General features: G+C 61.7%; 12 protein-coding genes. 8 read left to right on the top strand and 4 right to left on the bottom strand.

Annotation, left to right across the window (positions count from 1 at the left end):
• Positions 1–108 precede the first annotated feature (108 nt).
• From NKJ91_RS09785 to NKJ91_RS09765, 5 genes are all read left to right on the top strand, one after another.
• Positions 109–243, top strand: a complete 135-nt coding sequence (locus NKJ91_RS09785; RefSeq protein WP_352455359.1) for a hypothetical protein — start codon at positions 109–111, stop codon at positions 241–243.
• A complete protein-coding gene (locus tag NKJ91_RS09780; protein WP_031211895.1) occupies positions 240–677 on the top strand; it encodes a CBS domain-containing protein in 438 nt (145 codons plus the stop codon). Before NKJ91_RS09785 ends, NKJ91_RS09780 begins: the two co-directional genes overlap by 4 nt.
• Positions 678–790: 113 nt before the next feature.
• Entirely contained in the window at positions 791–1,717 is a 927-nt protein-coding gene (locus tag NKJ91_RS09775; protein WP_352455358.1) for an NADP-dependent oxidoreductase, read from the top strand.
• Positions 1,718–2,076: 359 nt separating this feature from the next.
• Positions 2,077–3,768, top strand: a complete 1,692-nt coding sequence (locus NKJ91_RS09770) for an FAD-dependent oxidoreductase (protein ID WP_352455357.1) — start codon at positions 2,077–2,079, stop codon at positions 3,766–3,768.
• Positions 3,765–4,076: a UBP-type zinc finger domain-containing protein gene (locus NKJ91_RS09765; RefSeq protein WP_036238601.1), complete on the top strand. Its 312-nt coding sequence runs from the start codon at positions 3,765–3,767 to the stop codon at positions 4,074–4,076. The genes NKJ91_RS09770 and NKJ91_RS09765 overlap by 4 nt, the downstream gene beginning before the upstream one ends.
• Before the next feature lie 118 nt (positions 4,077–4,194).
• Here the strand turns inward: NKJ91_RS09765 and NKJ91_RS09760 are convergent, their stop codons facing one another.
• The 3 genes from NKJ91_RS09760 to NKJ91_RS09750 all read right to left on the bottom strand — a co-directional run bounded on the left by NKJ91_RS09760 (position 4,195) and on the right by NKJ91_RS09750 (position 8,508).
• On the bottom strand, positions 4,195–5,364 hold the full coding sequence (locus NKJ91_RS09760) for a GNAT family N-acetyltransferase (RefSeq protein ID WP_352455356.1): 1,170 nt from the start codon (positions 5,362–5,364) through the stop codon (positions 4,195–4,197).
• On the bottom strand, positions 5,361–6,356 hold the full coding sequence (locus NKJ91_RS09755; RefSeq protein ID WP_023677167.1) for a sterol desaturase family protein: 996 nt from the start codon (positions 6,354–6,356) through the stop codon (positions 5,361–5,363). Before NKJ91_RS09755 ends, NKJ91_RS09760 begins: the two co-directional genes overlap by 4 nt.
• 223 nt (positions 6,357–6,579) lie before the next feature.
• The gene (locus NKJ91_RS09750) at positions 6,580–8,508 is read right to left on the bottom strand and encodes a heparinase II/III family protein (RefSeq protein ID WP_352455355.1); all 1,929 of its coding nucleotides are present in this window, start codon (positions 8,506–8,508) and stop codon (positions 6,580–6,582) included.
• A gap of 116 nt (positions 8,509–8,624) precedes the next feature.
• Between NKJ91_RS09750 and NKJ91_RS09745 the strand changes: the two genes are divergently transcribed.
• Together NKJ91_RS09745 and asnB are read left to right on the top strand one after the other, a co-directional pair.
• Positions 8,625–9,866, top strand: coding sequence for a glycoside hydrolase family 5 protein (locus NKJ91_RS09745; protein ID WP_352455354.1), 1,242 nt, complete (start codon positions 8,625–8,627; stop codon positions 9,864–9,866).
• A 167-nt stretch (positions 9,867–10,033) separates the two neighbouring features.
• Complete coding sequence (asnB, locus tag NKJ91_RS09740) at positions 10,034–11,959, top strand: asparagine synthase (glutamine-hydrolyzing) (RefSeq protein ID WP_352455353.1); 1,926 nt, start codon at positions 10,034–10,036, stop codon at positions 11,957–11,959.
• Here the strand turns inward: asnB and NKJ91_RS09735 are convergent.
• The gene (locus NKJ91_RS09735; RefSeq protein WP_352455352.1) at positions 11,933–13,051 is read right to left on the bottom strand and encodes a glycosyltransferase family 4 protein; all 1,119 of its coding nucleotides are present in this window, start codon (positions 13,049–13,051) and stop codon (positions 11,933–11,935) included. The two genes, asnB and NKJ91_RS09735, sit on opposite strands and share 27 nt — an antisense overlap.
• Before the next feature lie 169 nt (positions 13,052–13,220).
• Here NKJ91_RS09735 and NKJ91_RS09730 point away from each other — a divergent pair, with 169 nt between their 5' ends.
• On the top strand, positions 13,221–14,660 hold the full coding sequence (locus tag NKJ91_RS09730) for a lipopolysaccharide biosynthesis protein (protein ID WP_352455351.1): 1,440 nt from the start codon (positions 13,221–13,223) through the stop codon (positions 14,658–14,660).
• The last annotated feature ends 6 nt before the right edge of the window (positions 14,661–14,666 follow it).

Genomic DNA, 14,666 nt, shown 5'->3' with positions numbered 1-14,666 from the left:
TCCAATTCCGACGCCGGACCAGGAGCCGATCGGAGTTCCTCCCGGCACGCCTTCCGAAATTCCTTCCGAACCGACCTTTCCCGGGCCGACCGCCTGAAGGGCGGTCGGGTGGAGGATGGCAAGGGTGATTTCGGCGAAGCGCTCGAAACGGGTCTTGCCATGGAACGTTTTGCGCTGGCGCTCATTCACCCTTCCATCATGGAAACCGGCGGCGGGCCCTGCAACCAACGGAGGTTAAAATGAAAGTTAGCAACTGCATGACAAAGGACGTCGAGATCGCCAGTCCGCAGCAAACCCTGCGCGATGCGGCAGAAATGATGGGTCGCCTCGACGCCGGCGCAATGCCGGTGGGCGAGAACGATCGGCTTGTCGGCATGGTAACCGATCGCGACATCGCAATCCGCGGCGTCGCCCAAGGCAAGACACCTGACGCCAAGGTACGGGAAGTGATGAGCACCGAGGTCAGGTATTGCTTCGAAGACGAAGACGCGGAGGATGTTCTGCGTAACATGGCTGACCTGAAAGTGCGCCGCTTGCCGGTGCTAAACCGCGACAAGCGCCTGGTCGGCATCGTTTCGCTGGGCGACCTCGCCACCAACAGCGAGACGGCGACAGCAGGTGAAGCGCTGAGCGGCATCTCGCAACCCGGCGGCGAGCATTCGCAAACGATACACTGACGGCGCACCACCGGCCGGCCTTTGCTACGACCGAACCGCCGGCTGGATAGACGCCGGCCGCCGGCGAAACTGTTCAGAGGCGAACTGGACTGCAACCCGACGAGGAGCAAGCCATGATTACTATGAAGGCCGTCCGTATCCACGATTTTGGTGGACCGGAGGTTCTTTCGCTGGACGCGGTTCCGTTGCCTCAGCCGCATGACGACGAGGTCACGCTCAAGGTCTACGCGGCAAGCGTCAATCCCGTCGACTACAAGGTTCGCGAGGGCTCTTCGGGCGCGGATCTGCCCGTCACGCTCGGCCGCGACGTATCCGGCGTGGTGGAACTGTGCGGCACGCGGGCCCATACGCTGAAGAAGGGCGATCCGCTATATGCCATGCTCGGCAACGACCGCGGCGGCAACGCCGAATATGTCGTCGTCAAGGCAACGGAGGCGGCGGCGAAGCCGCAACGCTTAAGCCACGCCGAAGCCGCCGCCGTGCCACTTGCGGGCCTTACCGCGTGGCAAGGCCTTTTCGATCACGGCGGCCTCAAATCCGGGCAGCGGGTCCTTATCCATGGCGGCGCCGGCGGCGTCGGTCATCTGGCGGTGCAGTTCGCAAAGGCCGCGGGCGCGTTTGTCGCGACGACCGTTTCCGCGCAGGATTTCGATTTCGTCCGCGCACTTGGCGCCGACCAGGCGGTCGATTACAAGAACCAGCGCTTCGAGGAGCTTGTCGAGGACGTCGACCTCGTCTTCGACCTGGTAGCGGGTGAAACACAGGACCGCTCGTGGCACGTGCTCAAGCCCGGCGGGACGCTCGTCTCAACGCTTTCCGAACCGTCGGCGGAGAAGGCTCGCCTGCATCGGGCTCGCGGCGTTTCCTATTTGACCAAGCCGAACGCGGCGCAGCTTGCCGAGATCAGCCGCCTCATCGACGCCGGGAAGGTCAGGCCATTCGTGCAGGCAATCTATCCTCTTGAGGAAGTCGCCAGGGCCGAGGAACAGCTCGAGAAGCAGCACACGCGCGGCAAGATTGTGCTTCAGGTAGCTGCCTGAGCACTCGCCGAACAACAGGCCGCAGGCCAGTTTGCGGAGTGCTCGGACACAGGCCGTTTTCTGCTGTCCAGAAGCCCGGCGGCCGAGAGTTTGACACAGGACGGCCCGCCGGGCCTGGCCGGCTTAGGCAGGTGCCGGCTGAAGCAGCATGCGCCGGGTTTGCCGGGATGCGCAAATCAAACAAATCAAGGAGATGCAACGGATTGTGAGGCACGTCGCGACGACACCGTCGCACGGCCGCCGTCAGTTAACTGCGAAGCGAAGGGCACAGCGTTTACCGACAGGCGGGCTAGGTTCCTACCGGCCGCAAGCCGCAAAAACCGCTTCAAACTGTCGGAAACCGGCGATAGGTTCGAACGATGTCTCAACCCGCCAATACGATCTCCATTGCCCGTCGCGATCAGATGTTTCCAGTGCTGGCTAAGGCGGACCTGGACCGCATGGGCCGTTTCGGCGAAGCCGTGTCCTATGCTGCAGGCGAACAGATCGTTAAAGCCGGCGAGTTGGCGCCCGGTCTGATCGTGGTCCTGTCCGGCAAGGTGGATATCATCCAGGGCGGCAGCTTCGGCCGGCGCGAAACAATCGTCACGCACGGTGCAGGCAATTTCGTCGGCGAGTTGGCGCAGCTTTCAGCCCGACCCTCACTGGTGGATGTGGAGGCGGTCGAGCCGGTCGAGGCGCTCGTCATCCCCTCGCAAAGGCTGCGGGACCTGATGGTGCAGGAAGCAAACCTCGGCGAGCGCATCATGCGGGCGCTGATCCTGCGCCGTGTCGGCCTGCTCGAGAGCGGCACAGCCGGCCCGATCATTGTCGGACCGGTCGACAGCGGCGACGTTTTGAGGCTGCAAGGTTTTCTGGCTCGCAGTGGTCAGCCGCATCGCGTTCTCGATTCGGCTGCCGATCCCTGCGCCAGGACCCTGATCGAACGCTTCCATGTCGACATCCACCATTTGCCGATCGTGCTCTGTCCGAACGGCAAGCTGCTGCTCAATCCCGGAGAGAACGAGCTTGCCCGCTGCATCGGCCTGGTGAGGCCGATCGACGCCGGCAAGCTGTACGACGTGGCCATTGTCGGCGCCGGACCGGCCGGCCTCGCGGCGGCCGTCTACGCGGCTTCCGAAGGGTTGTCGACGATCGTGCTCGATTGCCGTGCCTTCGGCGGACAGGCGGGTGCCTCCTCGCGCATCGAGAACTACCTCGGTTTTCCGACCGGCATTTCGGGAATGGCGCTGATGGCGCGCGCTTACAACCAGGCGCAGAAATTCGGCGTCGAGATGGTGATACCGGACGAGGCGAAGCTGCTGTGCAGCGCAAGCGACACGTCCGGTGCCCACTACACGCTCGCCGTCGGCGGCGGGGAGACCGTGCGGGCACGGTCGGTGGTGATCGCCAGCGGAGCGCGCTATCGCCGCCTCGACATGGCAAACCTGGCGCAATTCGAGGGAACCTCCGTGCATTACTGGGCTTCGCCGATCGAAGCGCGGCTTTGCGCCGGGCAAGAGGTAGCCCTTGTCGGCGCCGGCAATTCGGCTGGTCAGGCTGCCGTCTACCTGGCGGCGCATGTGAAGAAGGTATGGCTGCTGGCGCGCGGCAGCAGCCTCGATGCGAGCATGTCGCGCTATCTGGTGGAGCGCGTCAGGGCACAGCCGAACATCGAATTGCTGGCTGAGACGCAGATTGCGGCACTGGAAGGCGACGACGGCAATCTTGGCAAAGTGCGCTGGCGCAACCGCGACACCGAGACAGCACGTCCGATCCGCCACCTCTTCCTGTTCATCGGCGCCGATCCGAACACCGACTGGCTGGCGCAATGCGGCGTGGCGTTGGACGCGAAGGGCTTCGTTCGCACCGGGCCTGACATTGGCCAGGAACGTGGTGCGCTGGAGACGAACCGCGGCGGGGTGTTCGCCATCGGCGACGTGCGCTCCGGCTCGATCAAGCGCGTCGCCGCTGCCGTCGGCGAAGGCGCCCAGGTGGTTGCAGCGCTGCATGCATATCTCGCGCGAAACGGCAGTCTCGCCGTGGCGCCACAACTGGTCAGGAGCGTATGATGGCAGACGAATGCAGGCACGCCGGGGACATTCGCGACGTGACACCGAGCGCGCTCGGCTGCGAGGAATGCCTGAAGAGCGGTTCGCAGTGGGTGCATCTGCGGCTCTGCCGCACATGCGGCCATGTCGGCTGCTGCGACGACTCGCCCAACCGTCATGCCACCAAGCATTTTCGGGCAACCGGCCATCCTGTCATCGAAGGCTACGATCCGCCGGAAGGTTGGGGATGGTGCTACATCGACGAGATCTTCCTCGACCTCGGCGACCGCACCACGCCGCAAAACGGTCCGATACCGCGCTTCATTTGAGCTTTTTGCGAGCGGGCCGCTACAGCAATTCCAGGAAAAGTGTGAACGGTTTTCGTCCGGAATTGCGTCAAAACAAAAGATGGAGCTGTTCGGCGTTTCCGTGAAACGATGGACCGTTCTAGTCCAAGGCTGCTTCGGCTTGAGCGGGCGTATCGCGTCCCTCTGGTGGTGCCGATGAACGCTCGCGCATATGCCTGACGGTCTGGAGGACACGATCGGCAAGAGATGCAAGCGCACCCTGTGCCGTGCGCGTCCCGATGACGGATTCCAGCGTAACCGACTGCGTTGAGAATTTGTGTTTGAACGACTCTGCGCCACAGAGGAAATCGACCATGCTCAAGCCGTGATCGATCGACCACTGCACGTAATCCATCAACAGGATCACACCTGGCGACGCCCGGCCGAAATCCGGATCGAACGTCGTCACGAAGGCCATCATCATGTCGTGCTGGACGAAGTTGATCGACACCGCGACCATCACGCCATTGCATTCGAGGACGAAGATATGCAGCACGCCGGCGCGCGCCAACGCATCGACGAGCGCGGCGAGTACCGGCACGCCCTCTTCGAAGAGGTCTGATTCACGCATGCGCTCGGTCAGCCATTTCCGCTTCAAGGCCGCGAGGCGCTCCAGTACCGGTTGCAGCGGCTCGTCGGGCGCAAGCAGGCGAAATCTCATCTCTCCGGTTTCTTCCAGCGCCTTGATGCCGCGCCGATAGTTCTGGCGCGTCTTTTTCGACTGGTCCGCCAACCATGCCGCTCCGCTTTCCCATTGTCCGGCAACGCGATAGCTGACTTCCGTTCGGTGAAAGTGACGAAGCCTGATGCCGCCGGAAGCTCCCGGCGTGAAAATTTTGCGGGCCGCCGCATCCGGCGAGAGACGACTGATCAAGGCAAGATCGAAGCCACCTGCATCGCAGAGTTGGGTCCATAGCTCCTGCAGCGCCGATAACGAGCATTCCGGAGCGACGAGAATATCCCCATAGTCGGTATAGCTGCCGGCCGCCCATTCGAGAAACCGCAGCCCCCTGCGCCTGCCGATCGCCAGCGGAACGACAGCAACGAGTCTCTCGCCCTTCCAGACCAGGCCGATCCGCAACGCGCGCTGGTCACGGCGTTGTACGGTACTCCACCATGCCGAAATCCAGGCATGGCTTTGAAAGATCAGCCCGTCGGTACGATGCCAAAGCTCCATCCAAGCGGCTTCGATCGCAGCCAGGCGATCCGCCGAACGGACGATTTCCAGGCGCTCCGCGCCTAGGACGTCGATGGAAACAGCGGTGTTCATGAAGGAGAACTGTCCTGTGGCTGCGCGACCACATTGGGCCGTCTGTGAAACAGTCGCATGACATGCCTTGCCATCTTCTTGAGCGGCAGGATGTAGAGCCCAAAGAGCGACTGGTAATCGCGCACATCGCGATCGACGAGGCCAAATTTCAGGTCTTCATCCGGCTCCGGGACAAATTGCGTTCCGAACAGACGATCCCAGAACGAAAAAAGCAGGCCGAAATTCTTGTCATAATGACGAGGGTCGATGCTGTGATGCACCTGATGCCAGTGCGGACACAGGATGATGTTGTTCAACGGGCCGAACGAGATCTTGAGATGCGTATGGCGAACAAAGTCCATCATCAGGATGTTGCGGATGACGTAGACGTTGATGCCGAAGATAGCGACCTCTACCGGATCGAGTGCGATCAGGCTCCAGACACCGAAGCAGATGCCCGGGATGACGCCATCCCACATACGGTTCATCAGATCGTCCAGCGGATGAACCCGGTCCTTGGTGATCCCCACCATCACTTCGGCCGAATGATGTACCTTGTGCAATTCCCACAGGAACGGGAAACGGTGCTGGGCGACGTGGTAGAGGTAGTATGAAATATCATAGGCGACCAGCATGGTTGCGGTGAAGATGACGATCGTCACCGGTCCCGCCGGGCCGCCGAGAAGCGGCGCGTGGATGTTAAGGAGCCAGCCAATTGCCTCACGTGTGCCATAGCCCACCGCGACGACGAAGGTGACGCCGGCAGGAATAAGCAGGAAAGGCATCATCGCCCGTTTCGTGATCCAGAACAGGGCGTCGGCTCGCGCCGACGGGTGCAGGATGACTTCCTGTGGGAAGGCGAAGTCGAAAAAGTCCCTGAGGGACTTATGTTCGGCAGTTCGCCAGTAGGCGATCACCGCGCTGCCCAGTGCGGTGAGGAGAAGCAGGCCGAGCGTGGTCAGATTGACGTTCGAAAGCTTTTCCACAATCGCTCTGGCAAATTCGGAAAACATTGATGCAGCGGCTCCTGGTCGTAAGTCGTAAGAAGGCGATCTGGCGAATAGCAAAGCACAAAATTCCCGCCAAACTCGCTACGCCGCCTGCAACCAGTGGCTGTTGCGGGCGCAGCGGGCAAAGCAGGCTGGATGGTGCGAGACTAGCAGATCAACGGTAACGAAACCGCTAAATGTCCAAACGTAATTAATGTCGAATACGGCTGGAACTCGCCCGGCAACTCTACGTTGGCACCGGTTTTTGCTGTTGCGGCGGGTGAATTGGGGCAAGATGGATATCGATCCCGGCTTCGCCCACTTCACCGTGCCAGGCGAGGCGTTCGGCTTGCTGCCTAGTGCCAAAACGCAGTGAAACCCAACCGCCTTGGCCCGGCATGTCACCGCCCGCGCCGATATCGAGCGCAGCATCAGGAAAGCGGATGGCCAACAGTACCTCGTCGCCGCGCAATACCGTGACCGTATCTTCGTGCCGGTCGGCATGGAGGCCGGCGGCCAGTTGGAAGACGATCTCGGACTGGCGCCTGCCGCCGAGCAGTTGGTCGGTGATGAGGATGCCATCGGCCTGGCGCGCCAAAGTGCGCTGATGCACGACGCCGAAGCGGCTTCTATAGCCGTCATGCCGGGCGCTCAGCCTCCAGTGCGGTCCCGGCTCGCTCTCCACCAGCGCTGCGACTGCCTTGTGCGACCAGTTGAAATTTCCAGCGATGGTGCTTTGGCTCTCGCCCTCGATGTTGAGCGTGTTGTGCGCCGGTGTGGAGCGGAACCAGTCGCGCCATGCGCCTCCCGAACCGTAGAGCCAGGTGCCGGGATCGACCAGCACCGGCTCATCGTCGATGCACAGGGTGAGCGACAGCGCGTCGGCATGGCCGTGCGCCGCTATCGAGAGATAGCCGAGCGGTCCGTGGTCGAACGTCAGTTCGACATTGCGGCCATTCATTGCTCCGCGCCAGACGGAGAGCCCGCCTCGCTTGAATGTCTGCAAGCCATGCACCGCGGGCGCCGGGCCTGACGGCGCACCAAAGAAAAGCGAACGAAAATCGTCAGGCTCCGGCGCGTTGCCCGGCGTCCCCAGTAAGCCGTGGATGGCGGCCGCGACGGATCGGATATAGTTCGGCTCGTCGCCCAGCTTCAGCACGTGGCCCTCATCGTCGTCGCCGAAGCGGGCGGCTTTCTGTGGCAGCCAGCCGACGAAATTGGCGAAGGCGCCCAGACGCGCTTCGACGGCCGAGGGAAACGGCGTTCCCGCCTGGCGTGCCGCGGCGGCGCACAGCAAGATGAGTTCGGCGCTGAAGGCTGCATAGGTCGGCGTTTGCTCGGCACCGGCGCCGTCGGCAAGAATCTGCTTGTGCGTCTCATTTAAGAGGGCGCTGCGGGCAATTTCGGATTCGGCCCCGAGCGCCAGGCCAACCAGATATTCGCCAGCCAACTCTGCGACGAGATGGTTGTTGGCGGAGGAATATCGCGACGGAAACCGCGGCAGCCAATAGGCGCTTGCCGCGAGTATCTCACCAGCTTTCCGCAGCGTCGCCGGGTCAAGCCGGTCACCGATAAGGTCCAGGGTGACGATCAGGCTGATGGCTCGCAGCGCTACTTCGATGCCGGAAGCCCAGCCAATGCCTCGGAACGGCGGATTGGCGGAATGCCAACTGCCGATTGCCGCCTCAATGGCACTCCGGGATCGATTGTCCTTGCTGAGGAGCAGGTGTGCAGCCAGTACTGGCAATTGCTGCAGCCGGTTGACCTCCCAGACATATTTTATATCGCCAAGGTCGCCGCCATCGCGAAAATCGATATCGAAAGTATGAGCCTCGGCGCCAGGCCAAAGCCTGCCGGTTACCGGATCAAGACGCCAAAGCTCAGCAGGAAACAAAAGATCGGGCTCACGCTTTGGCCATGTCCGCCCGAGTGCCGAAAACCGGCCATGAAGCATCTCTTGCGCGGCCGCCGCTATGGCCTGCCGTTGAGCGTCGGTCGCTGCCAGCGCAGCATGGCGAAATCCGGGCAGCACTGGGTGCAACTGCGGCGATGGATAGCGCTCCCACCCATCATCGCGGCGGCGCGACGCGATCCTTCGACGTTGCTCGCCCAGCCGGTGCAACACCTCGGCCGGTCCCATGCTGCGCAATCGGTTGATGTACCAGCCGATTCTCATGCACGCCCCGTCAACGTTTCGGTCCTTGTATACCATGCCGTCGAAAAGCTGCGGGCCGGCAATCTTCTTTCCCGTTCGTTGCGGTTAATATCTCCCGCGAGCATGCGGAGGGAGCGATGCGAAAAGCGGTGTATGTTGTTGCCTGGGTGCTCGCCTTGCTTGTGGCGGCCGAGGCAGAGCCCATCCCTCTCAAGCGCGGCGTTGGCGTGCATCAGTGGCTCAACTGGTCGCCGGTGGCGAAAGACGGAACCTACGTTTGGCCGCCCTATCGCAGCGAAAAGGAGTGGCTTGCGGAAAGCAGGCCGCTCACCGACTGGCCGGCCGGGGAGGTGTTTGCCCACATCCGATCGATGGGCTTCGACTTCGTCCGGCTGAGCGTCGATCCCGGCCCGCTGCTTGCCAGCGGGGACGCCAAGCGGCAGCAGGCGCTGGACATACTTGCCGCCGCCGTCGAGCGGATCACGTCGACCGGCCTCAAGGTGGTTTTCGACCTGCATGGCGTCACTCAGGTTCCCGACTACAGCATGGAGATGATCTACGGCGGCGCCGACAGCGAGGGCGTTGCCCGCTATCGTCAAATGGTTGTGGCGGTCGCCGCCATGCTGGTCAAGATAGGCACCGACAAAGTCGCCCTCGAACCTTACAACGAGCCCGCATACTACCCTTGCGATGCGAGCGGCAGCGATCACTGGCAGCGGATCATGGCAGGGACCGTCCACGACATTCGAGCGGTCAGCAGCGAACTTACCATCGTTGCAACCGGCGCCTGCGGCGGCAGCATTGCCGGATTGGTCAACCTCAGCCCCAGCTTTGATGACCCAAACCTCTATTACAGCTTCCATATGTATGAGCCGCACAGCTTCACCCACCAGCGGCCCGATGACACGATCAGCTTTGCTTCGGGACTTCCCTGGCCGGCCGACAGCAGTACACCCGAAGTGGTGACCGAAACCCTTAGAGCGCGGATGGAAGCTGCCGGCTTGAGCAGGGTCGAGCAGGTCATGAACATGGCCACCGCGCGCCAAGCAATCGCGAACTATTTCGAGCAGAACTGGGGCCAGAGCCAACTGGAGGCGAGCTTTCGCCAGGCTGTCGACTGGGCTGAAGGCCACGGCATTCCCAGCCGGCGGCTCTTCATGGGCGAATTCGGCGCTATCCTCATGTCCGTGGACGGCCGCATGGGCGCCTTTGAGGCCGACCGTTCGCGCTATCTCAAGGCAGTGCGCCGAGAGGCCGAACGCTTCGCGATCCCATGGTCTGTCTGGGAGTTCTCCAATCCCTATGGGATGAGCCTCATCCCGCCCGATGGTCCCCCGGTTCCCGACCCGGAGATGCTGCAGGCATTGGGCCTGCCATAGGTGCCGTCACTCGCCCTCACCAGCGAACAACCGGTGGCAAACCCCTGACCGCCAGGCTCGATCGAGGAACGGCCCGCGGCAGCTTTCTCCCGGTTGGGTTGTATTGCACGAAGTGTTTAACACATTTGTTGTACTGAATTGAGGAATGCGCGCGCCTAGGGGGAAAAATGTGTGGAATTGCCGGATGGATCGGTCGAAGGGCTAAAAATCCACAAGAGCGGGCCGCCAGAATGTCAAACGCATTGCGGCATCGCGGTCCCGATGCCGAAGGCACCGAGATATTGGACCTGAATACCGGCGAGCAACAATTGGCATTGGTCCATCGCCGCCTGGCGATCATTGACTTGGCGCCTGAGTCAAATCAGCCGATGCAGATTGAGGACGGCCGTCTCAAAATAATTTTCAACGGAGAGATATATAACTACATCGAGTTGCGCCAGGAACTGATCGGCCTTGGCCATCATTTTCGAACGCGCTCCGATACCGAGGTGCTGCTCCGAGCCTACGATCAATGGCGCTTGTCCATGTTCGACCGGCTGAGCGGCATGTTCGCCTTTGCACTCTGGGATGCTCAGAGGCAGGAATTGATCCTCGGCCGGGATCCCTTCGGGGAAAAGCCGCTTTACCTCATGCAAAGCGAAAGATTGCTGCTGTTTGCCTCGGAGATCAACGCATTGTTGTCGGCGCAGCAAGATGCGCAGCAACTCGATCTGGATGCCGTGGACGAGTATCTGAACTGGCGTTATGTGCCGGGACCACGCACGCTTTTTAAACAGATCCGCAAGCTCAATCCCGGAAGCTATGCTGTCTGGTCGCAAGGGGTGGTCAAGGAAACGCGCTACTATACGCCTCCGGATCAGGTGGCCCTGACCGAGCGGATCGACGGAAAAACCGCCAAGAAGCGATTTCTGGAACTGCTCGACCATTCCGTCGAGATCAGGATGCGCAGCGATGCGCCTTTTGGGGCCTTTCTCTCCGGAGGACTCGACTCCTCGGCTATCGTCGCCCTGATGGCCAGGCATAGCGCTACGCCCATTCGCACGTTTTCCGTCGGGTTCGACGACGCGGCCTATAGCGAACTTGCATTCGCCCGGCGCGTTGCCGATCATTTCAAGACCGATCATTGCGAACTTGTCATCCAGCCAGGCGATCTGATGGATCACCTGCCGGCGATGGTTCGCCAACGCGGTGCACCTGTTTCGCAAAGCAGCGATATTCCAATTTACCTGATGTCGGAGCGCGCCGCCCAGGACGTCAAGATGGTGCTCACCGGAGAAGGAGCCGACGAGATTCTCGGCGGCTATCCCAAGCATCGCGCGGAATCACTGGCCGGGATCTACCAGTCGCTTGTTCCAGCCTCGCTGCACGGTAACGTCCTTTCCCCTTTGGTACGCGCCATGCCGGGCGCGTCGGCCAAGGTCGATACGTTTGCCCGCACCGCGGGCGAAAGGGACTTTGCCGCCCGGATGGTCTCCTGGTTTGGAGCCGTTTCGGCGCAGCAGCGCGCTTGCCTGATCGGCGCGTCCGCAAATCGCCGTTATGAGCGCAACGACTTTCCGTTCTCGTCAAGCGCTGCGGCCTCCCATCTTCGCCGCGTGCTGTTTTTCGATCAGACATCGTGGCTGCCTGACAATCTCCTGGAACGAGGCGACCACATGATGATGGCCGGTTCAATCGAAGGAAGAATGCCGTTCCTCGATCGCGACCTGGTTTCATTCGTCAGCAAATTGCCCGATCGCTACAGGCTGGGTTGGTTGCACAGCAAGCAGATCCTGCGCGACAGCATGGCCAATATCCTCCCGGAGGAAATTCTCAGCCGCCGCAAGGTCGGGTTCAAGGTACCGGTCGCCGAATGGTTTCGCGGATCGATGAGGAACTACGTGCATGACCATCTTTGCTCGCCTCACTCCGTCATCCGCAACTATTTGAGCCCGAAACAGCTTGATCAAATCGTCTCGGAACACACCACGCGTGCCGCAGACCACGAGAAGCTGATATGGGCGCTGTTGAATTTGGAGATATTCCACCGCGAATTCAGGCTCGACGCGCCGCCGCGATCGTCGGCCTCAGCGCTTGACCGGTTGACGGCTTGACGCGGCCGACCGCCAGACATCGCAGATTGCGCCGACAAACGGGGCGAGCTCAAGCCGTTCCCGATGCACGGCCATGGCACCGGCACCAAGCTTTGCCCGCAGTGCCGGGTTCTCCACGAGGCGGCTCAGCGCCTCGGTCAACGCTGTAACATCGCCTGGCGGCACCAGCAGCCCGGATTGCCCGTCGGTGATTATGTCTTCGACCGCGCCAACCGGGGTCGCCACCACCGCCAAACCGGCTGCCATGCCTTCGATCACCGACATCGGCAGATTTTCGGCGAAGGACGGAAGAACCAGAATATCGGCCGAAGAAATCAGCGATGCGACATCGTCCGGTCCCACCCAACCCGGAAAGGCGATCCGGTCTGCAATCCGCAGCGCGGCTGACTTTGCCCGTGCCGCCTCGACTTCGCCATCGCCGGCAATCGTGGCGCGCCAATTCTTGACGGGGTTCATGCGGTGCAGCGCGTCTAACAATTGCGGTACGCCCTTGCGGTCGCCGATGCGACCCAGGAATAGGATATGCACGTGGTCGCCGCCACCGACATGCGCCAGCGACGGGACTTCGGTCGCATTGGGCACGATCACGATATTGCCGGCTGCGCCCGGCGCCCGGCTGGCGACGAAATCGCGCCAAAGCCTGCCCAAAACGATCACCCGATCGGCATGCTCGAACAGAGCTTTGATACGGCGGCTTATGAACCCGCGGTCGGCTTTCCAGAATGTCTGATACTGCGCCCCGTGCAAATGCAGGACATAGGGTATCGACAGCAGCCGTGCGCAGGCGGCGATCACCATCTTGCGGTAGGTGCTGCCGGAAACTGAGATGTTGATATGAATGACATCGGCGCGTCCAGCCAGACGCGCTTTAAGCATCCGTAAGCAAAAACCGAGCATATAGAAGATCGAAAGTCCGACATGCCCCGGGCCACGACTGGCAAGGAAGCACACATCGATGTCGGCGATTTCTTGCCGTTCGAACTCCTGCTTCAGCGCCCCCATGATGCGGTCGATGCCGCCCTGCCCCGAAACGCCCGAGGGCGTCGCGACCAGGACATGTATTTTTCGATCGGATATGAGGCGCTGCAACATGATGGTACTCTAAATAACACAGACCGGGTAACTGCAAAGCAAACGTTCCCGATAAGGTTTACGGCAAATCTTTTAGTTCAAACTGAATCTGTTCACCCTTCGGCGTCATCGGGCTGGATTTTCCGCCAGTCGGCGGCTTGTCGAAGGTGAGTTTTCCAGGGACACGCCCTTGCTGCTCCGTTCCACGCTCATCTATGCTCCGGCGATCCTGCTGACGCGAATTTCGGCGCTGCTCCTGCTGGTCGTGGTGACGCGTCTGATCGACCAGACCGAGTATGGCCTGCTCACCCTGGTGGTGACCGTCGGCGAAATGACCGACATTGCCGTCACCAACTGGCTGCGCATCGCCTTGCTCAGGCTTGGTGGCAAGGGGGAGGTCAGCCGCGGCAGCCTGATGCTGGCCGGGCAGGTGTTGCTTGCCACCACGGCACTGGCGCTGGTCATATCGGTAGGCGCGTCGGCGGTGGTCGTGCCGGAACGCTGGGTCGAGTTCGCGATCGCGGTCTGCGGCTATCTGGTCGCCGGATCCATCAGCCGCTTCGCGTTGACGGTGCTGCAGATGCAGCAGCGCCATTCGGTCTATTCGATGCTAGAAGCCCTGCGTGCCCTGCTGCAACTCGCGTTACCGATCGGCGCTATCCTTGTCTTTCAGGATAGCTTTCTGACGGTGTCGCTCGGCTCGAGCCTCGGCGCCTTGATTGCCGGCATCGTGGCGGGCATCATGGCATCGCGACGGCTCGTTGCCGGTCCGCCGCGCTTCACCCACAGGGACTTCTTTGCGCTCGGTGTGCCGCTGATCATCATGGCGCTGGTAGGCTTCGGGCTCAACAGCGCGGAGCGTCTGTTCCTCAAGATCTATTACGATGCCAGCGCTGTGGCGATCTTCGCCGCAGCCTATGCGCTGGCCCGCCAGCCGATCGACATGGTCGCCAACGCCATCAACATGGGCGCCTTTCCCGAGGTGGTCAGCCGGTTCGACGAGGATGGGCCCGCGGCGTCGGGCCGGCTGCTGTCGCAACTGATGGCGCTGATGATGCGGCTTTGCCTGCCTATTGCAGCGATGCTGGTCGCGCTCAGCAGCGATATCACCGAGCTCATGCTGCCCTCGCAATATCACGGCCGCTTCGGCCTGCTGTTTCCGATCATTGCCTTCAGCGTGCTGTGCGCCAACCTCACCAGCTTCGTCTATGGCGTCGTGGTGCACGCGCACAAGCGGCCGTGGCTGCTGATCATCGCCAATCTCTTCGGCTCGGTGGCAACAATCGCATTGTCCCTGCTGTTGATCCCACCGATGGCGGAGATCGGCGCCGCTTTGGCGCTGGCGGGCGGCTCGGTGGTGGGCTCCATAACCTGCATTATCATCAGCGAGCGGCTCACACCGGTGCCGGTGCCATGGCGCGACATCGGTGTCTCGGTGGTCATCTCGCTCAGCACGGGGGTGGCCGCCAAGCTTGCCAGCATGGTGGCCGGCGACGTGCCGGCAATCTTCTCGCTTGTCGCCGGCGGCACTGCCGGTGCTGCGGTTTTCTTCGGGCTGACCTCGTTGTTCCACCCTGTGGCAGCGACGCAATTCGTCGCCCAGCTGCGAGCGCGGCTACGGATCGCGTAAAGCGAA

Origin of the sequence: Mesorhizobium sp. M0040, assembly GCF_040323505.1 — a bacterium.
Classification (GTDB): Bacteria; Pseudomonadota; Alphaproteobacteria; order Rhizobiales; family Rhizobiaceae; genus Mesorhizobium.
The sequence above is the reverse complement of the archived record's forward strand: the minus strand, read 5'-3'. Positions and strand labels throughout refer to the sequence as shown.

Bases quoted from the DNA above. Each gene is read 5' to 3' on its own strand.
- NKJ91_RS09755 (WP_023677167.1), bottom strand. From the start codon at position 6,356: ATGTTTTCCGAATTTGCCAGAGCGATTGTGGAAAAGCTTTCGAACGTC.
- NKJ91_RS09765 (WP_036238601.1), top strand. From the start codon at position 3,765: ATGATGGCAGACGAATGCAGGCACGCCGGGGACATTCGCGACGTGACA.
- NKJ91_RS09780 (WP_031211895.1), top strand. From the start codon at position 240: ATGAAAGTTAGCAACTGCATGACAAAGGACGTCGAGATCGCCAGTCCG.
- NKJ91_RS09775 (WP_352455358.1), top strand. From the start codon at position 791: ATGATTACTATGAAGGCCGTCCGTATCCACGATTTTGGTGGACCGGAG.
- NKJ91_RS09760 (WP_352455356.1), bottom strand. From the start codon at position 5,364: ATGAACACCGCTGTTTCCATCGACGTCCTAGGCGCGGAGCGCCTGGAA.
- NKJ91_RS09745 (WP_352455354.1), top strand. From the start codon at position 8,625: ATGCGAAAAGCGGTGTATGTTGTTGCCTGGGTGCTCGCCTTGCTTGTG.
- NKJ91_RS09750 (WP_352455355.1), bottom strand. From the start codon at position 8,508: ATGAGAATCGGCTGGTACATCAACCGATTGCGCAGCATGGGACCGGCC.
- asnB (WP_352455353.1), top strand. From the start codon at position 10,034: ATGTGTGGAATTGCCGGATGGATCGGTCGAAGGGCTAAAAATCCACAA.
- NKJ91_RS09735 (WP_352455352.1), bottom strand. From the start codon at position 13,051: ATGTTGCAGCGCCTCATATCCGATCGAAAAATACATGTCCTGGTCGCG.
- NKJ91_RS09770 (WP_352455357.1), top strand. From the start codon at position 2,077: ATGTCTCAACCCGCCAATACGATCTCCATTGCCCGTCGCGATCAGATG.